The 22,424-nt window shown below is 72.1% G+C and carries 19 protein-coding genes and 2 tRNA genes; 14 read left to right on the plus strand and 7 right to left on the minus strand.

Annotation, left to right across the window (positions count from 1 at the left end; genetic code table 11):
- Positions 1–115 precede the first annotated feature (115 nt).
- Positions 116–1,531 carry an amino acid permease gene (locus tag AB0O36_RS11695; RefSeq protein ID WP_365107607.1) on the minus strand — a complete coding sequence of 472 codons (1,416 nt, stop codon included), beginning with the start codon at positions 1,529–1,531 and terminating at the stop codon, positions 116–118.
- Positions 1,532–1,735: 204 nt separating this feature from the next.
- On the opposite strand from AB0O36_RS11695, the gene AB0O36_RS11700 reads away from it, so the two are divergent.
- Positions 1,736–2,521: an SDR family oxidoreductase gene (locus AB0O36_RS11700; RefSeq protein WP_365107609.1), complete on the plus strand. Its 786-nt coding sequence runs from the start codon at positions 1,736–1,738 to the stop codon at positions 2,519–2,521.
- A 157-nt stretch (positions 2,522–2,678) separates the two neighbouring features.
- On the opposite strand, the gene AB0O36_RS11705 is transcribed toward AB0O36_RS11700, so the two are convergent.
- Positions 2,679–4,076, minus strand: coding sequence for an amino acid permease (locus tag AB0O36_RS11705; protein ID WP_365107612.1), 1,398 nt, complete (start codon positions 4,074–4,076; stop codon positions 2,679–2,681).
- A 254-nt stretch (positions 4,077–4,330) separates the two neighbouring features.
- Here AB0O36_RS11705 and AB0O36_RS11710 point away from each other — a divergent pair, with 254 nt between their 5' ends.
- The gene (locus AB0O36_RS11710; protein ID WP_365107615.1) at positions 4,331–4,915 is read left to right on the plus strand and encodes a biotin transporter BioY; all 585 of its coding nucleotides are present in this window, start codon (positions 4,331–4,333) and stop codon (positions 4,913–4,915) included.
- A 189-nt stretch (positions 4,916–5,104) separates the two neighbouring features.
- On the opposite strand, the gene AB0O36_RS11715 is transcribed toward AB0O36_RS11710, so the two are convergent.
- The gene (locus AB0O36_RS11715; RefSeq protein WP_365107618.1) at positions 5,105–6,541 is read right to left on the minus strand and encodes an amino acid permease; all 1,437 of its coding nucleotides are present in this window, start codon (positions 6,539–6,541) and stop codon (positions 5,105–5,107) included.
- Positions 6,542–6,876: 335 nt separating this feature from the next.
- Between AB0O36_RS11715 and AB0O36_RS11720 the strand changes: the two genes are divergently transcribed.
- Together AB0O36_RS11720 and AB0O36_RS11725 are read left to right on the plus strand one after the other, a co-directional pair.
- Positions 6,877–7,365 (plus strand): ribose-5-phosphate isomerase, encoded by a 489-nt coding sequence (locus tag AB0O36_RS11720; RefSeq protein ID WP_365107621.1) that lies wholly within the window; start codon positions 6,877–6,879, stop codon positions 7,363–7,365.
- A 63-nt stretch (positions 7,366–7,428) separates the two neighbouring features.
- The gene (locus tag AB0O36_RS11725) at positions 7,429–8,235 is read left to right on the plus strand and encodes a DNA-formamidopyrimidine glycosylase family protein (RefSeq protein WP_365107623.1); all 807 of its coding nucleotides are present in this window, start codon (positions 7,429–7,431) and stop codon (positions 8,233–8,235) included.
- Between the two features lie 28 nt (positions 8,236–8,263).
- Here AB0O36_RS11725 and AB0O36_RS11730 read toward each other — a convergent pair whose 3' ends face one another.
- Entirely contained in the window at positions 8,264–9,496 is a 1,233-nt protein-coding gene (locus tag AB0O36_RS11730) for a GNAT family N-acetyltransferase (RefSeq protein ID WP_365107626.1), read from the minus strand.
- A 248-nt stretch (positions 9,497–9,744) separates the two neighbouring features.
- Here AB0O36_RS11730 and AB0O36_RS11735 point away from each other — a divergent pair, with 248 nt between their 5' ends.
- From AB0O36_RS11735 to AB0O36_RS11745, 3 genes are all read left to right on the plus strand, one after another.
- Positions 9,745–10,890 carry a PP2C family protein-serine/threonine phosphatase gene (locus AB0O36_RS11735; RefSeq protein ID WP_365107629.1) on the plus strand — a complete coding sequence of 382 codons (1,146 nt, stop codon included), beginning with the start codon at positions 9,745–9,747 and terminating at the stop codon, positions 10,888–10,890.
- Positions 10,891–11,132: 242 nt separating this feature from the next.
- Complete coding sequence (locus AB0O36_RS11740) at positions 11,133–12,095, plus strand: ABC transporter ATP-binding protein (RefSeq protein ID WP_365107632.1); 963 nt, start codon at positions 11,133–11,135, stop codon at positions 12,093–12,095.
- On the plus strand, positions 12,092–14,611 hold the full coding sequence (locus tag AB0O36_RS11745; protein ID WP_365107635.1) for an FtsX-like permease family protein: 2,520 nt from the start codon (positions 12,092–12,094) through the stop codon (positions 14,609–14,611). The genes AB0O36_RS11740 and AB0O36_RS11745 overlap by 4 nt, the downstream gene beginning before the upstream one ends.
- 480 nt (positions 14,612–15,091) lie before the next feature.
- Here the strand turns inward: AB0O36_RS11745 and AB0O36_RS11750 are convergent, their stop codons facing one another.
- Together AB0O36_RS11750 and AB0O36_RS11755 are read right to left on the minus strand one after the other, a co-directional pair.
- Positions 15,092–15,694 carry an AAA family ATPase gene (locus AB0O36_RS11750; RefSeq protein ID WP_365107638.1) on the minus strand — a complete coding sequence of 201 codons (603 nt, stop codon included), beginning with the start codon at positions 15,692–15,694 and terminating at the stop codon, positions 15,092–15,094.
- On the minus strand, positions 15,691–16,413 hold the full coding sequence (locus AB0O36_RS11755) for a DUF4232 domain-containing protein (RefSeq protein WP_365107641.1): 723 nt from the start codon (positions 16,411–16,413) through the stop codon (positions 15,691–15,693). Before AB0O36_RS11755 ends, AB0O36_RS11750 begins: the two co-directional genes overlap by 4 nt.
- Positions 16,414–16,515: 102 nt before the next feature.
- On the opposite strand from AB0O36_RS11755, the gene AB0O36_RS11760 reads away from it, so the two are divergent.
- The 3 genes from AB0O36_RS11760 to AB0O36_RS11770 all read left to right on the plus strand — a co-directional run bounded on the left by AB0O36_RS11760 (position 16,516) and on the right by AB0O36_RS11770 (position 18,752).
- Complete coding sequence (locus AB0O36_RS11760) at positions 16,516–17,955, plus strand: pyridoxal-dependent decarboxylase (protein ID WP_365107644.1); 1,440 nt, start codon at positions 16,516–16,518, stop codon at positions 17,953–17,955.
- Positions 17,952–18,419, plus strand: coding sequence for an HD domain-containing protein (locus AB0O36_RS11765; RefSeq protein WP_365107646.1), 468 nt, complete (start codon positions 17,952–17,954; stop codon positions 18,417–18,419). Before AB0O36_RS11760 ends, AB0O36_RS11765 begins: the two co-directional genes overlap by 4 nt.
- A 138-nt stretch (positions 18,420–18,557) precedes the next feature.
- On the plus strand, positions 18,558–18,752 hold the full coding sequence (locus AB0O36_RS11770) for a hypothetical protein (RefSeq protein ID WP_365107649.1): 195 nt from the start codon (positions 18,558–18,560) through the stop codon (positions 18,750–18,752).
- Between the two features lie 96 nt (positions 18,753–18,848).
- On the opposite strand, the gene AB0O36_RS11775 is transcribed toward AB0O36_RS11770, so the two are convergent.
- A tRNA-Gly gene (locus AB0O36_RS11775) sits at positions 18,849–18,919 on the minus strand.
- A 176-nt stretch (positions 18,920–19,095) separates the two neighbouring features.
- On the opposite strand from AB0O36_RS11775, the gene AB0O36_RS11780 reads away from it, so the two are divergent.
- From AB0O36_RS11780 to AB0O36_RS11795, 4 genes are all read left to right on the plus strand, one after another.
- Positions 19,096–19,172 (plus strand) — tRNA-Pro (locus tag AB0O36_RS11780).
- 201 nt (positions 19,173–19,373) lie between these two features.
- Positions 19,374–20,762, plus strand: a complete 1,389-nt coding sequence (gene tig, locus AB0O36_RS11785) for a trigger factor (protein WP_365107652.1) — start codon at positions 19,374–19,376, stop codon at positions 20,760–20,762.
- A gap of 247 nt (positions 20,763–21,009) precedes the next feature.
- The gene (locus AB0O36_RS11790; protein WP_365107655.1) at positions 21,010–21,627 is read left to right on the plus strand and encodes an ATP-dependent Clp protease proteolytic subunit; all 618 of its coding nucleotides are present in this window, start codon (positions 21,010–21,012) and stop codon (positions 21,625–21,627) included.
- 53 nt (positions 21,628–21,680) lie between these two features.
- A complete protein-coding gene (locus AB0O36_RS11795; RefSeq protein WP_365107658.1) occupies positions 21,681–22,349 on the plus strand; it encodes an ATP-dependent Clp protease proteolytic subunit in 669 nt (222 codons plus the stop codon).
- The last annotated feature ends 75 nt before the right edge of the window (positions 22,350–22,424 follow it).

Below are 22,424 nucleotides of genomic sequence, written 5' to 3' on the forward strand. Positions count from 1 at the left end.
ACCCGGCCCAACCCGCACGATTCAGTTATATTTGGCGTCCACACCGTTGGGGTACCCCCTTTTTTGGGGGGGGGGGCCCCGGTGGCACCGCCGGGGGCCCGCCTCGGGGAGCGAATCAGCGGCCGGCGGCCGCCTTCCGCTGCATCGCGTAGCCGGTGACGGCCAGCGCCACCGTCAGCCCGCCGGTGAAGACCACCTGGACCCGGGTGCCGGAGTCCCACGCCATCAGGACCAGCACGCCCAGCACACCGGCCAGCGCCACCCAGGTCAGGTACGGGAACCCCCACATCCGGACGACCAGCTTTCCGGGCGCCTCCCGCTCGGTGCGGCGGCGCAGCACGAACTGGGACACCGCGATGAAGCCCCAGACCACGAGGATCACGCCGCCGACCATGTTCAGCAGCCAGGCGAACAGGGTGGTCGGGTACCGGTACGACAGCAGGACGCAGACGAAGCCGAAGCCCGAGGAGGCCAGCACCGCACGGCGCGGGACCCCGCCGGAGACCCGCCCGAGGGCCTTGGGCCCCTGGCCGCGGCGGACCAGGGAGTACGCCATCCGGGAGGAGCCGTAGATGTTCGCGTTCATCGCGGACAGCAGCGCGACCAGGATGGCCGCGTTCATGATCTGGCCGGCGCCCGGGATCCCGAGGTGGTCCAGGGCGGCGGCGTACGGCGCCTTGCCCGCGCCCTCGGAGTGCCACGGGATCAGCGTGACGACGACCAGCATCGAGCCGACGTAGATGATGCCGATCCGCCACATGGTGGTGCGGACGGCGCGGGCGACGCCGCGCACCGGGTCGTCGGACTCGGCGGCCGCGATGGTCACCGTCTCCAGGCCGCCGTACGCGACCACCGACGCGAGCAGGCCGACCAGCAGGCCCTCGATCCCGTTGGGGAGGAAGCCGCCGTCGTGCAGCAGGTTGGCGGTGCCGGGGGAGTCGGTGCCGGGCAGCAGGCCCAGGACGGCGAGGGTGCCGAGGACCAGGAACGCGCCGATCGCGGCGATCTTCAGCGCGGCGAACCAGAACTCGAACTCGCCGAAGTTGGAGACGGCCGCCAGGTTGGTGCCGCAGAACACGGCCATGAACACCAGCACCCACATCCAGGACGGGGTGCCGGGGAACCATCCCGTGAGGATCGCGGCGGCGCCGATGGCCTCGATGGCCACGCCGACCACCAGCAGGGTCCAGAACATCCATCCGGCGGTGAAGCCCGCCCACGGGCCGATGGCCCGCTCGGCGTGCACCGAGAAGGAACCGGACGCCGGGTTGGCCGCGGACATCTCGCCGAGCATCCGCATCACGAACATGACGAGCAGTCCGGACGCGGCGTACGCGAGCACGATCGAGGGGCCGGCGGCCGCGATCCCGGCGCCGGAGCCGACGAACAGGCCGGCGCCGATGACCCCGCCGAGGGCGATCATCGAGAGGTGGCGCTGCTTGAGTCCGCCCGAGAGCGGGGGTCCGCCGGCGGGTGGGGCGGCCGGGGGAGGGGCCTGCTGCGGGGGCGTCGGGAGGGTGGTCTGGCTCATGGAGTTGTGGGCCTGTCCGGTGTGCGGGGGGACGGGTGGGTGCGCCCCAGTCTGGCCAGTGTCCGGTCAGCGGATGTTCTGCGTCCGATATCCGGACAGCGGGGTGACTGGTCGTGATCATGCCCATACGCTGGCGCCCGTGCAGGTGCGCGGCCGCGCAGGGGAACGCCCACGCAGGGAACGCCCACGACCACGGGGGAGCCGATGAGCAACGGCAGCACGCAGGAACTGGCCACCACAGGACGCGGGGTACTCGTCACCGGCGCCTCCCGGGGCATCGGGCGGGCCGTCGCCGCCGCGTTCGCCGCGCAGGGCGACCGGGTCGCCGTGCACTGCTCCGCCCGGCACGCCGACGCCGAGCGGACCCTGGCGGAGCTGGACGGCACGGGCCACGTCCTGGTCACCGGCGACCTCGCCGACCCGGCACGGGTCGAGGCCCTGGCCGCGGAGGCCGCCGAGGCCCTCGAAGGGGTCGACGTCCTGGTCAACAATGCGGCCGTCATGGTCCGCCACCCGCTCGCCGAGACCTCGTACGCCGACTGGCAGGCAGCCTGGCGGGACACGGCCGCGGTCAACCTGTTCGGCGCCGCCAACCTCAGCCACTGCGTGGCCCGCCGACTGATCGACGAAGGCCGGCCGGGACGCATCGTCAACGTCGGCTCGCGCGGCGCCTTCCGCGGCGAGCCCGACCACCCGGCGTACGGCGCCACCAAGGCGGCCCTGCACGCCCTCGGCCAGTCACTGGCCGTCTCCCTCGCCCCCTACGGCATCGCGGTCGCCTCGGTGGCACCGGGATTCGTGGCCACGGAACGGGTGGCGGAGCGGCTGACCGGGCCGGAGGGCGCCGCGATCCGCGAGCAGAGCCCCTTCGGGCGGGTCGCGGAACCGGCGGAGATCGCCGCCGCGGTCCGCTACCTGGCCTCGCCCGAGGCCGTGTGGAGCTCGGGCACCGTCCTGGACGTCAACGGTGCTTCCTACCTGCGCACCTGACGCGGGCACCCGATGTGCCGGCCTGACGCGGGCGCCTGACCTGGCCTGACCTGGGCGCCTGACGTGTACGCCTGACGTGTGCGCCCGACATGCGTACGGGCCCCCGCGCGCCGTGCGCGGGAGCCCGTGGGAAAGCGGCCGGGCCGGGCGGGCCGGGTCAGGCCCGCCGGCCGGTCCCGGCCCGCCGGTCGCGCAGCTCGCGCAGCCCCGCCACCGCCAGTACGAGCGCCGCCGCCCCGGTCGACCACAGCAGCTGGGGGCGCGCCGAGTCGTCGAACAGCATCAGCACCAGCACCGCGGCCATGGCCGCCAGCGCCGCCCAGGTCAGGTACGGGAAGGCCCACATCCGCAGGATCAGCCGCTCCGGCATGTCCCGCTCGATCCGGCGCCGCAGCCGCAGCTGGGAGACCGCGATCAGCGCCCACACGAACAGCAGCACCGCGCCGACCGCGTTGAGCATGTAGAGGAACACCGTGTCCGGCCACAGCAGGTTCAGCACGACCGACACGAAACCGAAGGCCACCGAGGCGAACACGGCCCGTCGCGGCACCCCGCCCGGCGACACCGTCAGCAGCCCCTTCGGCGCTTCGCCGCGCTCGGCCAGCGAGAAGACCATCCGGGAGGAGCCGTACAGGTTGGCGTTGAGCGCCGACAGCAGCGCCACGAACACCACGATGTTCATGATCTGGCCGGCCGCCGGAATGCCGATCGCGTCGAGCACGGCCACGTACGGGCTCTCGCCCGGCTTCATCTCGTCCCACGGCAGCAGCGTGACGATCACCAGCATCGAGCCGATGTAGAAGAGCAGGATCCGCCAGACCGCGCTGCGCACCGCCCGCGACACCGAGCGCGCCGGGTCCTCGGACTCGGCGGCGGCGATGGTGACGACCTCCAGGCCGCCGAAGGCGAACACCACGGCCAGCACGCCGGAGATCACTCCGGACCAGCCGTTGGGCAGGAATCCGCCCTGCCCGGTCAGATTGGCCAGTCCGATCGGTTCCGTGTCCGGGAGCAGGCCGAGGATCGCCAGGGTGGAGAGGATCAGGAAGAGGACGATCGCGCCCACCTTCAGGGTGGCGAACCAGAACTCGAACTCGCCGAAGTTGCGGACCGCGGCGAGGTTGCTGACGGTGAAGACCACCATGAAGATCAGCACCCAGGCCCACTGCGGGACCCCCGGCACCCAGCCGTTCGCGATGGTCGCCGCACCGGTCGCCTCCACGGCGAGGACCACGACCAGCAGGAACCAGTAGAGCCAGCCCACCGAGAATCCGGCCCAGCGGCCCAGCGCCCGCTCTGCGTGCACCGAGAAGGATCCGGACGCGGGCAGTGCGGCGGACATCTCCCCGAGCATCCGCATCACCAGCATCGCGAGCGCGCCCGCGAACAGATAGGAGAGGACGATGCCGGGACCGGCGAGCGAGATGCCCGCGCCGGACCCGACGAAGAGTCCGGCGCCGATGACGCCGCCCAGACCGAGCATGGTCAGGTGGCGCTGCTTGAGGCCGTGACCGAGGGGTTCCTCGGTGACTTCCGGCAGGGATGCTTGTGACATCCCGACAGTGTCCCCGAGCGCTCGACGGCCACGCAAAACGGACTCGCCACAACCAAACCCCTGCGTGATTCGCATCACTTCGGACCTTCCGCTTCGTTCGGCTTCCGTTCCGCTTGGGCTTTCGCGGCCCGACTTTGTGGAGTCCCCACGAAGGGCACGGTCATGGCTTTGTGTCGGCACGCGGTGTGACCGCGCCGCCGCCGCACGTAGCGTCGGGCTGTCCGTACCACCCCCCAACTCCCGCGGAGCCCCTCATGAGCACTGCTTCCGTCGTCACCCGCCCGGGTCTGGTCCTGGCCGACCTGCTGCCCGCGAGCCGCGTCCGGGAGGCCGCCCTCGTGGTCGGCGGTGCCGCGCTGACCGGTCTGGCCGCGCAGATGTCGGTCCCGGTGCCCGGCTCCCCCGTCCCGGTCACGGGACAGACCTTCGCCGCCCTGCTGGTGGGCAGCGCCCTCGGCGCCCGGCGCGGGTTCCTGGCACTGGGGCTGTACGCCGCCGCCGGTGCGGCCGGCCTGCCGTGGTTCGCCGGCGGCACCGCGGGCGCCTCCGGTGCCTCCTTCGGCTACGTGCTGGGCATGCTGCTGGCCGCGACCCTGGTCGGCGCCCTCGCCCGCCGCGGCACCGACCGCTCGGTGCTCCGTACGGCCGGCGCCATGGTGCTCGGCTCGGCGGTCATCTACGCGGTGGGCGTCCCGTACCTGATGGCCGCCACCGGCCTGCCGCTGGGCAAGGCCGTCGCGGTGGGCCTGACCCCGTTCCTGATCGGCGACGCCGTCAAGGCCGCGCTGGCCATGGGGGCGCTGCCGGCCGCCTGGAAGCTGGCCGGCAGGCGGGGCTGAGGGCCGTAGCCCCGCGATTCGCCGCCGACGGCTGCCGATCATTGTTGATCGCTGCTGATTGCTGCCGATCGCTGCCGATCGCGGCCCGACGCGCCGGAGCCCGGCCCGCCTGTAGAGGCGGGCCGGGCTCCGGCGTCTGCGCGTACGTACCTGTGCGTGCGTGCGTACGCACGTGGCTGGGGCGGGGGATCAGCCCTGCAGGGCAGCCCGCTTGCGGCGGAAGTCCAGGACCACGCCGATGGCCACGACAGCGCCGGCCACCAGGGTGGACAGGGTGACCACCTCGCGGTTGGCGTCGTCCACGAACATGTAGCCGATCACGAACATGATCAGGGCGGCGGTCGCCCAGGTCAGCCACGGGAACAGCCACATCTTGACGGTCAGCTTCTCCGGCGCCTCACGGACCAGGATCCCGCGCATCTTCAGCTGGGTGAAGCAGATCACCAGCCAGACGAAGAGGGCGATGGCACCCGAGGAGTTCAGCAGGAAGTTGAAGACCGTGTCCTTGAAGGCGTAGTTGAAGTAGACGGCGATGAAGCCGAAGACCGTGGAGCCCAGGATCGCGGCCACCGGCACGCCCTTGGAGTTGACCTTGGCGAACGCCTTGGGGGCGTCGCCGCGCTCGCCGAGCGAGAAGGCCATGCGGGAGGCGGTGTAGAGGCCCGAGTTCAGGCAGGACAGCACGGCGGTCAGGACGATGACCTCCATGATCGTGCCGGCGTGCGCGATGCCGATCGAGTCGAGGGCGGCGACGTACGAGCCCTTCTCGGTGATCGACTTGTCGTTCCAGGGGAGCAGCGTCAGCACGATGAAGATCGAGCCGAGGTAGAAGACGCCGATCCGCCAGATGACGGAGTTGGTGGCCTGGGTGACCGCCTTGCGGGGGTTCTCCGACTCACCGGCGGCGAGGGTGACGATCTCGCTGCCCATGAAGGAGAAGACCACCATCAGGACACCGGTGAGGACGGCGCCGTAGCCGTTGGGGAAGAAGCCGCCGGCGTCGGTGAGGTGTGCGAAGCCGGCGCCCGGGTTGTCCGAGCCGGGCAGCACGCCGAACACGGCCAGCATGCCGACGATGACGAACGCGCCGATGGCGACGACCTTGATGCCCGCGAACCAGAACTCGAACTCGCCGTAGGAGGCGACCGAGCCGAGGTTGGTGGCGGTCAGGACCGCCATCACGATCAGGGCCCAGCCCCACTGCGGGACGGCCGGGATCCAGCTCTCCAGGATGGCGGCGCCGGCGGTGGCCTCGACGGCCAGCACGACGACCCAGAAGAACCAGTACAGCCAGCCGATGGAGAAGCCGGCCCAGCGGCCCAGCGCGCGGTCGGCGTAGGCGGAGAAGGAGCCGGAGTTCGGGCTGGCCGCAGCCATCTCGCCCAGCATCCGCATGACGAAGACCACCATCGCGCCGACGAGCGCGTAGGAGATCAGGATGGCGGGACCGGCCTTGGCGATACCGCCGCCGGAGCCGACGAAGAGTCCCGCTCCGATGACGCCGCCAATGGCGATCATGGACAGGTGGCGGTTCTTGAGACCGGCCTTCAGACCGTCGGAAGACTGCGGGGCGCCGGGTTCACCAGCGGGGCCGCCTGCCTTCTGAAGGGTCGTCGTGGAGCTCATGGACGATTCCTTTGGTTCTCGGGTTTCGAGCCCCGGCATTCAAACCCGGAATGAACAAAAGACGGAAGACCCGAATCCGGATCGTTGCCGTAGGGCGAACGTCCAGGACCTAGGTCCCGGAACCGGCATCCGTGTCTGAACTGGGCACTTTGGGATTACTTGAGCTTCGGGGGTCATCGCGGAGTGACCTACGCCACAGGCGGGCCGTGATCCGGGACGGGTCCCGCACGATGCACGCACGGTGCACCTGCCGCGCACGCTCGGTGAGGGAAGGGCCCCCGACGCGGGCACCCCGGCCGCCCTTCCGCGGACCCGCCCGTGACACACTCGTGCCCATGCGCGTCTACCTCGGATCCGACCACGCCGGCTTTGAGCTCAAGAACCACCTCGTGGACTGGCTCAAGAACAACGGCCACGAGCCCGTCGACTGCGGGCCGCACATCTACGACGCCGTCGACGACTACCCGCCGTTCTGCCTCCGCGCCGCGGAGAAGACCGCGGCCGACGAGGGCAGCCTCGGCATCGTGATCGGCGGCTCCGGCAACGGCGAGCAGATCGCCGCCAACAAGGTCAAGGGCGTCCGCGCCATCCTCGCCTGGAGCGTGGAGACCGCCAAGCTCGGCCGCGAGCACAACAACGCCAACGTGATCTCCGTCGGCGGCCGCATGCACAGCGAGGAGGACGCCACCTCCTTCATCGAGGCCTTCCTCGCCACCCCGTACTCGAACGAGGAGCGCCACACCCGCCGCATCGACATGCTCTCCGCGTACGAGACCACCGGCGAGCTGCCCCCGATCCCGGCCCACCACCCGCAGGACAAGTAACACCCGCGTGCCGCCGGACCCGGGGTCCGGCGGCACGGCCATGTCCACCCGAGGAGAGCAGCAGTGCCCGAGGGGCATACGATCCACCGACTCGCCCAGGACCACACCGAGCGGTTCGCCGACCGCACGGTCCGGGTGAGCAGCCCGCAGGGACGGTTCGCCGAGAGCGCGGCACTGCTCGACGGCCGTGAGCTGGCCTCGGCCGAGGCCCACGGCAAGCACCTCTTCCTCGGACTGGACGAGGACTGGATCCACATCCACCTCGGCCTGTTCGGCAAGTACGCCTTCGGGGCCGTGCCCGCCCCGCCCGCCACCGACACCGTGCGGCTGCGCCTGCTGAACGACGAGCACTACGCCGACCTCCGCGGACCCACCGCGTGCGAGCTGATCACGGACGGCGAGAAGAAGGCGATACACGACCGGCTCGGCCCCGACCCGCTGCGGGCCGGCGACGACCCGGACCGGGCCTGGAAGCGGATCTCCCGCTCCCGCACCACCATCGCCGCCCTGCTCATGGACCAGAAGATCGTCGCGGGCGTCGGGAACGTCTACCGCGCCGAGGTCCTCTTCCGGCACGGCATCGACCCGTACCGGCCCGGCAAGGACATCGGCCGACGCGAGTGGGACGCCATGTGGCTGGACCTGGTGGAGCTGATGCGCGAGGGCGTCCGGAACAACCGCATCGACACCGTCCGCCCCGAGCACACCCCCGAGGCCATGGGCCGGCCGCCCCGCGTGGACGACCACGGCGGCGAGGTCTACGTCTACCGCCGGGCGGCCATGCCCTGCCACATCTGCGACGGCGAGATCCGCACCGCCGACCTCGCCGCCCGCAACCTCTTCTGGTGCCCGGGGTGCCAGGGCCGGTAGGGGCCCCGCAGGTGAGGAGGAGTGCCGTCTAGAAGAAGTGCGGCAGCCAGGGCGCGACATCGCCCGCGAAGGCCCGGGACGCCTCCGCGAGCGCGCCCGGCCGCAGCTCCGTCACCCGGCCCGCGCCCGCCAGCGCGGTCAGCGACACCCCGCCCAGGTAGGCGGAACCCAGCTCCCGCACCGACAGCGCCAGACCGGCCGCGTCGCGCGTACGGACGCAGCTCGCCCCCTCCGCGCCGCCGGTCAGCCGCCAGCGCCCCGCGTTCCACGGGCAGAACGCGTCCTCGACCTCGAACACGACGTTCACCGGGGACCCGTACGTCCGGGCCTCCAGCGCCGCCGGCAGGTCCACCAGCCGTACGTGCATCTGGTCGCGCGACCGCGGCTGTGAGCGCCGTACGTCGCTCAACAGGTGCAGCACCGGATCGTCGACGGGACGCCGGCCCGCCTCGACGTGCCAGGTCAGGTCGATCTCGAACAGGTACCGCCACAGCGCCGCGTACGCCTGCGGATCCAGCGCGTCCACGTCCGCGACCCGCACCACCCCGTCCGAGCCGGTCAGGTCCCACTCGGGTTTCACCCGGTAGCGGGCGTACCCGGCCGGTTCGCCGTCCGCCCGCTCCGCCAGCACGCACTTCAGCGGCGAGGCGCCCTCGCGCGCATGCTCCGGATCCAGCAGCCCCAGCCGCTCCCAGCCCGGCGCCCGGGCCGGCATCCCCGGCCGCCGCGGCACCAGCTCGGCGTACACCTTCTCGCAGGCGGCCAGTGCCTCCTCCGGATCCACCAGCCGCAGCCGGATCCCGTCCGTGCCGGGCGGAACCGTCAGCCGGACCCGGCTGGTGTCGATGTCCAGGGCGGTGGCCCAGGTCGCGATGCCGTAGCCGAACCGGCCGTAGATCACCGGTTCCGAGGCCGTCAGCGCCGCCAGCGGTTCGCCGCCGGCCCGGACGTCTTCGAGCTGACGCCGCATCATGGAGGTGAGCACGCCCCGGCGGCGGTGCGTGGGGGCCACTCCCACCATCGTCACCGCGGCGGTCGGCACCAGCGCGCCACCCGGCACCGACAGCCGGAAGCCGAACGACGAGGCGGTGCCCACGCAGTCCGCGCCGTCCCAGACGCCGAGCGAACGCTCGATCTCCGTGAGCGACTTGTACAGCGACCGCTCCTCGGCCGACTCCGGCACCCCGCCGAAGGCCAGTTCGAGCAGGTCGTACCAGGTGTCCCACTCCTCGGGCCGCAGGACCCGTGTCTCATACGCCATGAAGGCATGGTTATCAGGACGTTCCTCGCACGTCGACCGGTTTTCGGGGTTGGTCGGGGTTGGTCGGGGGTGGTTCGGGGTGGGTGAGCGGTGGGGTGGGGGTGGATGAGCGGTTGGTTCGGTGTGGGCGAGCGGTTGGTTCGGGCTGGGTGGGGCGAGGGTCCGGAGACTGTTCACGGCCCGGATTCCCTGCCGCTGCGGGGGTACCCCTGCGCGCACACAGCCCGGGTGGATAGGGTCCCGAAGCAATGGCCCGAGCACGTGGAGAGACCGTGACGGCCCGGATGCGGAAGATGTCGCACCGGGTCCGCACCGCCCTGCGCAAATCCGCCGTGGACTACTTCCGCGGAGACGCCTCGGACTGGCTCGCCTTCGCCGGACTTCTGCTGACCGTGCCCGCCATCACCTGCGGCACCCTGATGCTGCCGGTGTGGTGCTCGCCGTCCGCCCTCGTCCTGCCGATCGTCGCGGGCGGCCTGCTGCTGCGCCCCGCCAGCCTGCTCGCCCTGTACGCCGCCTCCGCCGCCGCACTGATCGTCGAGGCGCTCGTCCTCGGCCCGTACACCCAGGGGCCCGCCAGGGTCACTCCCGGCACCGTGCTGGTGGTGGCCGCGTGCGGACTCTTCGGCCTGGTCATCGCCCAGTTCCGCAGCCGCGTCGGCGTGCCCTGGCGGCGCGGCGGCACCATGCTCTTCGACCTGCGCGAACGGATCAGGGTGCAGAGCAAGCTGCCCGCCCTGCCACCCGGCTGGCACCGCGAGATGGCCCTCCGCCCGGCCGGCGGACAGTCCTTCTCCGGCGACTTCGTGGTGGCCGCCCGTACCGGCCCCCGGGGCCGCACCCTGGAGGTCGTCCTCACCGACGTCTCGGGCAAGGGCATGGACGCCGGATCCCGCGCCCTGCTGCTCTCCGGCGCCTTCGGCGGCCTGCTGGGCTCGCTGCCCCCGCAGGACTTCCTGCCGGCGGCGAACGGCTACCTCCTGCGGCAGGACTGGGACGAGGGCTTCGCCACCTCCGTCCACCTGGTGCTGGACCTGCACACCGGCGACTACGAGCTGCTGTCGGCGGGCCACCTGCCCGCCCTCCAGCTGTCCGCGGGCACCGGCCGCTGGCAGGAGAAGTCCGGCTCCGGACCGCTGCTCGGCGTCTACGACGGGGCCGAGTTCGAGCCCGTCCGCGGCAGCCTGCGGCCCGGCGACGTGCTGATGCTGTTCACCGACGGCCTGGTCGAGACCGCCGACCGGGAGATCAGCGAGGGCATCGACCGGCTGACCGGCGAAGCCGACCGCTATGTGGCCGCCGGCTGGGAGGGTGCGGCCTGGCACCTGATCGAGAAGGTGGCCAAGGACGTCAACGACGACCGGGCGCTGCTGCTGATCCGGCGCTCGGCTTAGGGGCCGGCCGCTCGGCCGGCCTCCCTTTGCTCTGCCCTCCCTTTGCTCTGCCCTCCCTTTGCTCTGCCCTCCCTTTGCTCTGCCCTCCCTCAGCTCCGTTCGCTCCGGTGGTGGGGTTTCCCCCACCTCCGATCCACCTGGTTCCGTCATGGTTCCGCCCCCTTCGGGATCCGTAGGTTCGTCGTACCGACCGACCCACCGGCGGCGGTCGGGGACGCAGGGACACGGAGGACGGGGAAGCCATGGGGATCGGGCTGCGGAGGAACGCGCGGCGGCGCGGCGGGGACCAGCCGGAGGCGCGGGCCGAAGTGCCCCCGCACGCCACCGACGCGTACGGCACCGACGTGTACGGCAGCACCGCGCACGACACCACGGCGGCGGTCGAGCTGCGGGGCGTACGGCGGGAGTACGGCCGGGGCTCGGCCACCGTGCACGCCCTCCGGGGCATCGACCTGGTCCTGCCCCGCGGGACGTTCACCGCCGTGATGGGCCCCTCCGGCTCCGGCAAGTCGACCTTCCTCCAGTGCGCGGCCGGACTGGACCGCCCGACGGCGGGCTCGGTCCGCCTCGGCGGCACCGAGATCACCGGCATGAACGAGAACCATCTCACCGAACTCCGCCGGTCCCGCCTCGGGTTCGTCTTCCAGGCGTTCAACCTGCTGCCCTCGCTCACCGTCGAGCAGAACGTGCTGCTGCCGATGCGGCTGGCCGGCGGCCGCCAGGACCATGGCCGCGCCGCGGCCCTGCTCGAACAGGTCGGCCTGGGCGGCAAGGGCCGGCGCCGGCCCGCCGAACTCTCCGGCGGCCAGCAGCAGCGCGTCGCCATCGCCCGCGCCCTGGTCACCGACCCGGACGTGGTCTTCGCCGACGAGCCCACGGGCGCGCTGGACACCACCACGGCGGCGGAGGTGCTCGCGCTGCTGCGCGGCGCGGTGGACTCGCTCGGCGCCACGGTGGTCATGGTCACCCACGACCCGGCTGCCGCCGCCCACGCCGACCAGGTCCTCTTCCTCGCCGACGGCGTGATCGCGGACCGGATGCCGCGCAGCCCGGCCGCTGCCGTGGCCGACCGCATGACCGCCCTGACCGACTCGCTGGCTTCGCATGGTGCCCGTACCGGTGGTCCCGGCGGTCCTGGTGGCCTTGGTGGTCCCGGTGGTACCGGTCACACCGGTCATACCGGTCGCCTGGGGGCCGCGGCGTGACCGTTCGGCCGTTTCGTACGAACGGGCTGGCGCGGGCGGCCGTCCGGTTCCGGCCCGCCGCCTTCGTCGGCACCTTCGTCGCCCTGCTGATGACCGTGGCCATCGTTTCCGCCTGCGGGATCCTCCTGGAGTCCGGCGCCCGCGCGGCCCTCCCGCCCACCCGGTACGCCGACGCACCCGTGGTCGTCGCCGCCGACCAGCAGGTGCACCTCACGGTGGGCAGCGGGGAGGGGGCCTTCACCGATTCCCGGCCCGTCCCGGACCGGGCCAGGTTGGACGCCGCGCTGCTCGACCGGCTCTCCGGCGTCGGCCGGGCCGTACCGGACGTCGTCTTCCCCGTGCGCGCTGCGGCGGGGGAGGGGCAGGCGGCGGGGTGGGGGTCCACTGCCTTCACCGGGGCCGGCCTGACGTCGGGGCGGGCGCCGGAGCGGGGCGAGGTGGTCCTCGGTCCGGGCGGTGCGCCCGGTGCGCCCGGTGCGCCCGGTTCGGGGGCCGGGGCGGGTCCGGCCGTTGGTCCCGCTGTCGGTTCCGCCGTTCGTCCCCCCGATGGTTCTGCCGCCGGGTCCGTGACCCTGGACACCCCGGCCGGGCGGCGCGAGTTCCGGGTGGTCGGACAGGCCGACCGCGCCGGGGTCTGGTTCGCCGATGCCGAGGCCGCCGTGCTCTCGGGGCATCCGAAGGCCCTCGACGCCATCGTCCTGTTCCCGCGTTCCGGAGCCGACGCGGGCTCCCTCGCCACGGCGACCCGTGCCGCCCTCGCGGGCACGGGTGCCCGTGTGCTGACCGGTGACGACCGCGTCCTCGACGGGCGCCTTGCGGCGGCCGAGGAAGTCCTCATGGGCATCGGCGGGTCCTTCGGCGGGGTTGCCGCCATGGTGGCGGTGTTCACCGCGGCCGGCACCGTCGCCCTCGGCGTGGGCCAGCGCTCCCGCGAGTTCGCGCTGCTGCGCGCGGTCGGGGCCACCCCGCGCCAGATCCGCCGCATGGTCGCCACCGAGGCCCTGCTGGTCGCACCCGCCGCCGGGCTGCTCGGCTGCCTGCCCGGGATCGCCCTCGCCCGGTGGTGGTTCGGGCGGCTGCAGGAGAAGGGGGCCGTCCCCCGCGAGGTGGAGCTCGTCGTCGGGTGGATCCCGCTGACCGTGGCCGTGGGGGTGGGACTGCTGACCGCCCTGGTGGCCGGGCGCGCCGCCGCGCGCCGGCCCGCCCGTACCCGTCCGGGTCTGGCGCTCGCCGCGGCCGCCGTGGAACGCATCCGGCCCGGGTGGGTCCGTACGCCCCTCGGGCTCGCCGCGCTCACGGGCGGCATCGTCTGCTCCGGGCTGGCGGCGTCCTCGACCGGCGAGGACTCGGCGAACGCCGCCCTCGGCGTGGTCATGCTGTTCATGCTGGCCGTCGCCCTGCTCGGACCACTGATCGCGAGGCTGTGCGCGGAGCTGTTCGGGCTCGTGCTGCGCGGGGCCGGCCCGGCCGGCGGGCTGGCCGCCGCCAACTCCCGTACGAACGCGCGCCGACTGGCGTCCGCCATCACGCCCATCGTGCTGGCGATGGCCTTCTCGTCGACGCTGGTCTTCCTGCACACGAGCGAGGACCGGGCGACCAGGGACCAGCAGCGGGCGGGCCTGCTGGCCGATCACGTGATCACCGGGCCGACGGACCCGTCGGTGGCGGAGCGTCCGGTGGCGGAGTCGGTCGTCCCGATCACCCGCACCAGCCTGCTCGTACAGGTCGGGTCCGGGTCCGAACGCCGGCACGAGGCATTCCCCGTCCAGGCGTTCGCCGGCAAGCCGTCGGCTCTGGCACAGGTCCAGGACCTGGGCGTCACGGAGGGCTCCCTGGACTCGCTCGGCCCGGGCACGGTCGCGGTCGACCGGACGCTCGCCGACGCGGCGGGGGTGGCGAGGGGCGAGCGGTTGCGGATCCGTCTCCCGGACGGCACGCCGGCCACACCGACCGTGGCCGCGGTCTACGGCCGCGGCCTGGGCTTCGGCATGATCACCCTGCCGGTCGACGACCTGCGCGGCCACGCGACGTCCCTGTTCCCGACCGAAGTACTGCTCAAGGGGCTCAGGGGCGGTCCCGCACCGGACCCGTCCCTGGGCCGGGTCACCGACGCGAACGGGTGGACGGTCGCGCAGGACACGGAGCGGGCGCTGAACGCCTGGGCGAACTACACGATGGCAGTCGTCCTCGGCGGCTTCGCCGCCATCGCCGCAGCCAACACGCTGGTGATGACCGTCCTCGACCGGCACCGCGAACTCACCGTGCTCCGATTGGTCGGCTCCACCCGGCGCCAGGTCCTCCGGATGATCGGCTGGGAGGCACTGCTGGTCACGGCCGCAGGCATCACCCTGGGCACGGCCATCGCCCTGGCGACACTGCACCCCCTGACCCGCGCCGTCACGGGGACCGGTCCTTACGTCCCACCCGCCGTCTACGCCTCCATGACGGCAGCGGTCCTGGCCCTGGCCCTCACGGCGACAACGCTCCCGGCCCGCCGGATCCTGGCAAGGTCCTGACAGGACGGCGCGGGGGCACGGGACAACCCGCGCGCCCGGCCCCACCCCTTGAGCCCGACCGGGCTCGGGGGGTGGGGCCGCGCCCGGGCCACGGGGCGGGTGGGGCGGGTCTACGGCGCTACGCCCGCGGCCCGCTCCACCCCCCGAGCCCCGCCGGGCCCGGTCGGGGGTTGCCCACCGCCCCCGGCACCGTGAGGCCGAGCTGAACGAGGTGCCGGGGCGGGGTCGGGTGCAGCCCCCGGGCACCCCCGTGACGCCGCCCAGGCGAAGCACCGGCACACCACCACCACCCCACCCGCCGGCCGCCAGCGGCGCCCGGCCACCCACAGGCGGCTCGACATCGAGATCCCTTGTACGGGTGGTGCGGGTGGGAAACCCCCGCGCGAAGCGCGAAAAACGCCCGGCCGCGCGCCGACCGACAACGCCCGCCCCCGCCCAGCCGGCCAGCAGCCCGCCCCGCCCGCCCGGCAGGGCAACGCATCAGTCGAAGCGGATGTGTCGGACACCGACCATCGCGTGGCGTACCCGCCGCCGGAGCGGACCGTCCCGGTCCGGCAGCAGCCGGAGGCCCGCCGAGGCGGCCACCCGCTCGGCGACCCGGGCCACCGGCAGGTCGTCGGTGTGGACGTGCTCTGCGAATTCCGGTGCCCGCAGCGCCGAGAGGCAGTCGTCCAGCCGGGCGACGGCGAAGCTCTCCCGTTTCAGGCCCGGCCACAGGCCCCGGCCGGAAAGCCTCCGCAGTACCGTCGCCCGCTCGGCGAGCAGGGCGAAGTGCCGGACGTCGTGCCCGTGCTCCCGCAACCGGCCCACGGTCTCCGTGAAGTACCGCGGGTCGGTCACCGTCATCGGTACCAGCAGCGGGCCCGGGTGCCGTTGCGCCACCAGGTCGAGCACCTCGACGACACCCTGCCGCCAGGCCGCCAGGTCCTGGAAGTCACCGCGCAGCCCGGCCGGCATCGCCCGGTGCAGGCCGAAGCCGATGTGTTCGGGGTCGCACACCGCGCTTCCCGGCAGCCTTCGGTGCAGCTCGTGGGCGGTCTGTGTCTTGCCACCGCCGAAGGGGCCGTTCAACCAGACGATCAACGGGGCAGTTCCTTCCACGGGCCCAGCCCCAGCTTCCCCGTGTTGCCGAGGTCGACCGGACGGGTGAGGGTCAGGGTCCGGCGCGGTGCGCCGGGGCGTGGCTGTACCTCCAGGTGGCGGCCCTCGGTCGCCGGGACGGTCGACTCGGTGACCAGGTTGCGCCACAGGAGGCCGAACGACGCGGACCGGCCGGGCAGGACGGTCACCCTGCCGGGGGCCTCGTCGAAGCCGGTGCCCGTGGAGATGCCGTTCGAACCGTGTCCCACCTGCACCTCCACGGGGGACTTCCGCTCGTCGAGCAGGCGGATGTCCGGGTAGCCGTTCAGTTCGTAGGGGACGGTCCCGCAGTTGAACAGTTCGATGCTCTCGACGCGGAGGCCCATCGCGGCGTCGCCCGTGCCTTCGCGGAGCAGGATGCCGTCCGGCGGGCAGGTCGTGTCCTCGGGCGCGCCGCCCGCGGCTGTGCCGCCCGTGGACGCGGGCAGGGGTGCGCCCCCGGGCGGGGACATCGGTGGTGCGGCCGGCGGCCGGTCCGTCGGGAGTCTTTCCGGGGTGACGATGCCGGCCCCCGAGGGGCGGGGAGCCGCCGGCGTCGGGCCGGGGGCCCGTTCCGGTGGTGGTGCCGTCTCGCAGCCGGTGACCGTCGTCGTGACGAGTACGACGAGTGCGGGGACGGCCAGGCCGCCGATGATCCTCTGTATCCACCCCTGTCCGCTCATTCCCCGACCCTACGGGTCCCGTACGGGCGGATCGCGGCGGACCGGCCACTTGTGGCGCATTGGACCGGGGCCGGGGCGGGCGCCACCTCCTAGCGTGGCCGTATGGACCATCGCCTTGCCACAGACCTCCGCCGACTGCCCGAGCTGCTCGGGCTCACCCTCCGGTACGCCCAGAGCGTGCTCGACGGGCTCGACGAACGGCCCGTGGTGCCGTCCCGGGCCGTCGGCGCGGGCGGTGGCGAGGGACTGGACGAGGGCCCGGGCGAGGGCCTGGGGCAGGGCCTGGGGCAGGGCCTGGGTGAGGAAGGGGGCGGGGTCGAGGGGGCGCTCGCCGAGTTCGGTGCGCGGTGGGCGCCGTGGCTGTCGGCCTCCGCGGGGGGCCGGTACCTCGGGTTCGTCACCGGTGGGGCCACCCCTGCCGCGCTGGCGGGTGACTGGCTGACCTCGGTCTTCGACCAGAACTCCAACTCCGGGCTGGACGGGGCCGGGCAGGCGCTCGAACGCGAGACGGTGGGGCTGCTGCGTGAGCTCTTCGGGCTCGGGCCCGAGCACAGCGGCACCTTCGTCAGTGGTGCCACCCTTTCCAACACCGTCGGGCTCGCCATCGCCCGGGAGTGGCTCGGGGAGCGGCTCGGGGTCTCCCCGGCCGAGGACGGGGCCGGCGCCCTGGGGACCGTACGGGTGCTCTCCGGCGCGCCGCACTCCTCCATCGGCAAGGCGCTGTCCGTGCTCGGGCTCGGGCGGAACGCGCTGGTGACGGTGCCCACGCTGCCGGGCCGGGAAGCGGTAGACCCGGTGGCGCTGGACCGGGCCCTCGCCGACACGCCCGGGCCCGCCGTGGTCGTCGCCAACGCCGGCACCGTCAACACCGTGGACTTCGACGACCTCACCGCCATCGCGGGGCTCAAGCGCCGCCACGACTTCTGGCTGCACACCGATGCCGCCTTCGGGGCCTTCGCCGGGCTGTCCCCGGAGCACGCCCACCTGGTCGCGGGGCTCGGGCTCGCCGACAGCGTGTGCGTGGACCTGCACAAGTGGCTCAACGTGCCCTACGACAGCGCCGTGCAGTTCACCCGCAGGCAGGACCTCCAGGCCCGGGTGTTCTCGAACGCGGCAGCCTACCTCGGGCCGCTCGGGCCCGACCCCGACCTGGTGCACCTCACCCCGGAGAACTCCCACCGGCTGAGGGCCCTCGCCGCCTGGTTCACCCTCCGCGCGTACGGGCGCCAGGGCCACCGGGAGATCGTCGAGCGGGACATCGACTGCGCCCGCCGGCTGGGCGACGAGCTCGCCGCCGACCCCGCCTTCCGGCTGCTCGCGCCGGTCCGGCTCAACGTCGTCTGCTTCACCCTCGCCGACCGTCCGACCCCGGAGCGGCTCGCCGCGCTCCGCGAGGCCGCTGCCGGGGAGGTGTTCGTCACGCCGACCGTGTTCGGTGGAACCGCGGCCCTGCGCGCCGCGTTCTCCAACTGGCGTACCACGCACACGGACGTAGGCCGGGCCGCGCAGGCCCTGCGTACGGCGGCGAAAGGACTCGGATGACCACGGACGGCACGGACGGCCCAAACGCCACGCTCACGCTCGCGGAGGTCGAGGCCCTGGCCCGCGCGGCACACGAAGGGCAGACCGACAAGGCGGGGCGGCCCTACGCCGAACACCTCGCGGCCGTCGCCGAGGGCGTCCGCGTCCGCGGCGGCAGTGCCGAGCAGCAGGCCGCCGCCTGGCTGCACGACGCCATCGAGGACGAGGCCCTGTCCCTCACCTGGCTGGATTCCGCCGCCCTGCAGCCCTCGGTGAAGGCGATGGTCCTGGCCGTCACCAAGCGCCCCGGTGAACCTCCCGCGGACTACGCCGCCCGCATCCTGCACACCCCCGGAGCCCTGCTGGTCAAGGAGGCCGACCTGGCGCACAACGCCGACCCGGCCCGGCTGGCGGTCCTGGACGAAGCCACCCGCGAACGGCTCACCGCGAAGTACGCGTACATGCGCTCCCTCCTTTCTCTCTGAAACCACCGCAGTTGGCAGAAATGACCCCCATGAGGCGTATGGCCAGGGCCCGTTGGTGGGAGGATGGTCCATGTGGGGGTGCGCGCAGCGCGGCCGTGCCCCTGACGGACCAGGGGACGACCGAAGGTGTGATCAGTAGTGGCCATTTCGCTGTCAGTGGTTGTTCTGTTGGCGATCATCATGGTGGTGCTGATCCGCGGCAACCACCTCAAGCCGGGCCCCGCCATCGTCGCGGTCCTCTTCGGCTTCTTCCTCGCGTCCAGCTCCATCGCCCCGGACGTGAACCGGTTCCTCACCTCGCTCGCGGACACCATCGCCGGCATCAAGATCTGACGGCGCCCCGGACGTGACATGTTTCGTCCCGGCCCCGGAAACGACTCAGGGCCAGGCCGAGGAAAACATCCTCTGACCTGGCCCTGAGCCATGAAGAGCGGGCGACGGGAATCGAACCCGCGTAGCTAGTTTGGAAGACTAGGGCTCTACCATTGAGCTACGCCCGCAGTGCGTGCGCCACGGTCGGCGACCCCGGCACGGACAGCATCCTAGCGGGTCCGGTCGGTGGATCGCACACTGCTTTCCCGCCGGTGGTTCGCCCGTTGACCGATCCGTCTCTTCCCCGCAGGAAAACCCTGCGCATGGGACCGTCCACGGGCATGTACCCTACGTGTCGCACCGACGGGGTGTGGCGCAGCTTGGTAGCGCGTCCGCTTTGGGAGCGGAAGGTCGTCGGTTCGAATCCGGCCACCCCGACCACCACCTGCACCACCATCCGCGGAGATCGCGTCGGCCTTCCGTCGGCGCTCCCGTCCAAGATCGCGTTGTGGGCTGCTTCCCGGCTGCGGTTACTATGCAAGCTGCGTGCCCGTGTGTCTGATGTGCCGGGCCCGATCCGCCGGACCGCTGAATACGCAGCGTCGGCAGAACCCCAGAAGTCAGCCACAAGGAGACCGAACCGTGAAGAGCGCCGTGGAGACCCTGAACCCGACTCGGGTTCGGCTCACTGTCGAGGTGCCCTTCGAGGAGCTCAAGGACAGCCTCGACGCGGCGTACAAGAAGATCAACCAGCAGGTCACGGTCAAGGGCTTCCGCAAGGGCAAGATCCCGGCCCGGGTCATCGACCAGCGCTTCGGCCGCGGTGCGGTGCTGGAGGAGGCCGTCAACGACGCCCTCCCGAAGTTCTACACCGAGGCCATCAACGAGGCCGAGCTGAACCCGCTGGGTCAGCCTGAGGTCGACATCACCGAGCTGAAGGACGGCGAGCTGCTGGCCTTCACCGCCGAGGTGGACGTCCGCCCCGAGATCGAGATCCCGGACTTCTCCGGCATCGAGGTCGAGGTCGACGCCGTCGAGGTCACCGACGAGGACATCGAGAAGTCGGTCGAGCAGCTGCGCAACCGCTTCGCCTCCACCAACACCGTCGAGCGTGCCGCCGAGGAGGGTGACGTCGTCACCATCGACCTCGAGGCCAAGGTCGACGGCGAGGTCCTCCCGGACGGCGTCGCCAGCGACGTCTCCTACACCATCGGCTCGGGCGAGCTGCTCGACGGCATCGACGAGGCCGTCAAGGGCCTCGAGGCCGGCGGCGAGGCCACCTTCACCTCGCAGCTGAAGGGCGGCTCCGCCGAGGGCAAGGACGCCGAGGTCACCGTCAAGGTCACCAAGGTCGCCGCCAAGGAGCTCCCGGCCCTGGACGACGAGTTCGCGCAGCTGGCGAGCGAGTTCGACACCCTGGAGGAGCTGAAGGCGGACAGCCGCAAGCGCCTCGAGAACATGAAGCAGTACGACCAGGCCACCCAGGCCCAGGAGCGCGTGCTGGAGAAGTTCATCGAGCTCGCGGAGATCCCGGTCCCCGAGAAGCTGCTCGAGGACGAGGTCAACACCCGCAAGCACAACCTGGAGCACCACCAGCTCGGCCAGATGGGCCTGACCCTCGAGAAGTACCTCGAGTTCCAGGGCAAGACGGTCGAGGAGTTCGAGGCCGAGACCAAGGACGCCGCGGTCAAGGGCATCAAGACCCAGTTCCTGCTGGACGCCCTGGTCAACAAGGAGAAGCTGAACGTCAACCAGGACGAGCTCACCGAGCACCTGGTCCGCCGTGCCGCCTCCTCCGGCATGTCCCCCGACCAGTTCGCCCAGGCGGTCGTCGAGGGCGGCCAGGTCCCGATGCTGGTCGGCGAGGTCGCCCGCGGCAAGGCGCTCGCGCTGGTCGTCGAGGGCTCCAAGGTCGTCGACACCAACGGTGAGGTCGTCGACCTCTCCGACGAGGACGAGGAGCAGGCCGCCGAGACGGTCGAGGCCGTCGTCGAGGCCGACGCCGAGGCGCAGGCCGACGAGGCCAAGTAACCGCCTCTGAGCAGCACCTCTGAGCACCACCTCTGAGCTGCACCGGAAGGGCCCGGACGCGTGTGCGTCCGGGCCCTTCCGCACCCTCGCGGCGGGCCCCGCGGAGCTTGCGCTCCGAGCGAACAGTTCGGGAACCGGGATGGCGTTGTCCGACCTGCGCGTTAGGGTCCATGACTATGAGGGCACTGCCCTCGGAACGAGACGCTGAGACGGCACGTGAAGCCGTCGGAGACGAGCAGGTGGATACGTGACGAATCTGAAGCCTTACGCCGCGGGTGAGCCGTCCATCGGTGGCGGCCTCGGCGACCATGTCTACAACCGGCTGCTCGGCGAGCGGATCATCTTCCTCGGCCAGCAGGTCGACGACGACATCGCCAACAAGATCACGGCGCAGCTCCTCCTCCTTGCCGCGGACCCGGACAAGGACATCTTCCTGTACATCAACAGCCCCGGTGGCTCCGTGACGGCCGGCATGGCGATCTACGACACCATGCAGTTCATCCCGAACGACGTCGTCACCATCGGCATGGGCATGGCCGCCTCCATGGGCCAGTTCCTGCTCACCGGCGGCACCGCGGGCAAGCGCTTCGCGCTCCCGAACACCGACATCCTGATGCACCAGGGCTCCGCCGGCATCGGCGGCACCGCGTCGGACATCAAGATCCAGGCCCAGTACCTGCTGCGCACCAAGCAGCGCATGGCCGAGATCACCGCCCACCACTCGGGCCAGACCGTCGAGGCGATCATCCGCGACGGCGACCGCGACCGCTGGTTCACCGCCGAGGAGGCCAAGGACTACGGCCTCATCGACGACATCATCTCGGCCGCGTCGCTCGCTCCGGGCGGCGGCGGTACCGGAGCCTGATCCCGGCCCCGGTCCCGTACCAGGAAAGCCCCAGCCCGCAGAACGCCACCAGGATGGTGAACACCCAGATGCAGAACAACTTCTCCGCGAGCGGCCTTTACACCGGGGCCCAGGTGGACAACCGCTACGTCGTCCCCCGCTTCGTCGAGCGCACCTCGCAGGGCGTGCGCGAGTACGACCCGTACGCGAAGCTGTTCGAGGAGCGCGTGATCTTCCTCGGCGTGCAGATCGACGACGCCTCCGCCAACGACGTCATGGCGCAGCTGCTGTGCCTGGAGTCGATGGACCCGGACCGCGACATCTCGATCTACATCAACAGCCCGGGCGGCTCCTTCACCGCGCTGACGGCCATCTACGACACCATGCAGTTCGTGAAGCCGGACATCCAGACGGTCTGCATGGGCCAGGCGGCCTCCGCCGCCGCCGTCCTGCTGGCCGCCGGCACCCCCGGCAAGCGCATGGCCCTGCCGAACGCCCGCGTGCTGATCCACCAGCCGTCCGGCGGCACCGGCCGTGAGCAGCTCTCCGACCTGGAGATCGCGGCCAACGAGATCCTGCGCATGCGCGACCAGCTGGAGAGCATGCTGGCCAAGCACTCCTCGACCCCGATCGAGAAGATCCGCGACGACATCGAGCGCGACAAGATCCTCACCGCTGAGGACGCTCTGGCCTACGGTCTGATCGACCAGATCATCTCCACCCGGAAGATGAACGCGGCCTGATACTTGCACGGGGCCCCGAAGCGGGGCCCCGGCAAGGTACCGTCGGATATGAGGCACCAGGAGCGCTGAACCAAG

It is taken from the genome of Streptomyces sp. NPDC089799 (assembly GCF_040684755.1).
GTDB lineage: Bacteria > Actinomycetota > Actinomycetes > Streptomycetales > Streptomycetaceae > Streptomyces.

What these genes read in the sequence shown, in the direction of transcription:
- AB0O36_RS11710 (WP_365107615.1), top strand. Translation starts at nt 4,331, where the DNA reads ATGAGCACTGCTTCCGTCGTCACCCGCCCGGGTCTGGTCCTGGCCGAC.
- AB0O36_RS11795 (WP_365107658.1), top strand. Translation starts at nt 21,681, where the DNA reads ATGGTGAACACCCAGATGCAGAACAACTTCTCCGCGAGCGGCCTTTAC.
- AB0O36_RS11740 (WP_365107632.1), top strand. Translation starts at nt 11,133, where the DNA reads ATGGGGATCGGGCTGCGGAGGAACGCGCGGCGGCGCGGCGGGGACCAG.
- AB0O36_RS11715 (WP_365107618.1), bottom strand. Translation starts at nt 6,541, where the DNA reads ATGAGCTCCACGACGACCCTTCAGAAGGCAGGCGGCCCCGCTGGTGAA.
- AB0O36_RS11695 (WP_365107607.1), bottom strand. Translation starts at nt 1,531, where the DNA reads ATGAGCCAGACCACCCTCCCGACGCCCCCGCAGCAGGCCCCTCCCCCG.
- AB0O36_RS11700 (WP_365107609.1), top strand. Translation starts at nt 1,736, where the DNA reads ATGAGCAACGGCAGCACGCAGGAACTGGCCACCACAGGACGCGGGGTA.
- AB0O36_RS11730 (WP_365107626.1), bottom strand. Translation starts at nt 9,496, where the DNA reads ATGGCGTATGAGACACGGGTCCTGCGGCCCGAGGAGTGGGACACCTGG.
- AB0O36_RS11705 (WP_365107612.1), bottom strand. Translation starts at nt 4,076, where the DNA reads ATGTCACAAGCATCCCTGCCGGAAGTCACCGAGGAACCCCTCGGTCAC.
- AB0O36_RS11735 (WP_365107629.1), top strand. Translation starts at nt 9,745, where the DNA reads ATGGCCCGAGCACGTGGAGAGACCGTGACGGCCCGGATGCGGAAGATG.
- AB0O36_RS11765 (WP_365107646.1), top strand. Translation starts at nt 17,952, where the DNA reads ATGACCACGGACGGCACGGACGGCCCAAACGCCACGCTCACGCTCGCG.
- AB0O36_RS11755 (WP_365107641.1), bottom strand. Translation starts at nt 16,413, where the DNA reads ATGAGCGGACAGGGGTGGATACAGAGGATCATCGGCGGCCTGGCCGTC.
- AB0O36_RS11760 (WP_365107644.1), top strand. Translation starts at nt 16,516, where the DNA reads ATGGACCATCGCCTTGCCACAGACCTCCGCCGACTGCCCGAGCTGCTC.
- AB0O36_RS11720 (WP_365107621.1), top strand. Translation starts at nt 6,877, where the DNA reads ATGCGCGTCTACCTCGGATCCGACCACGCCGGCTTTGAGCTCAAGAAC.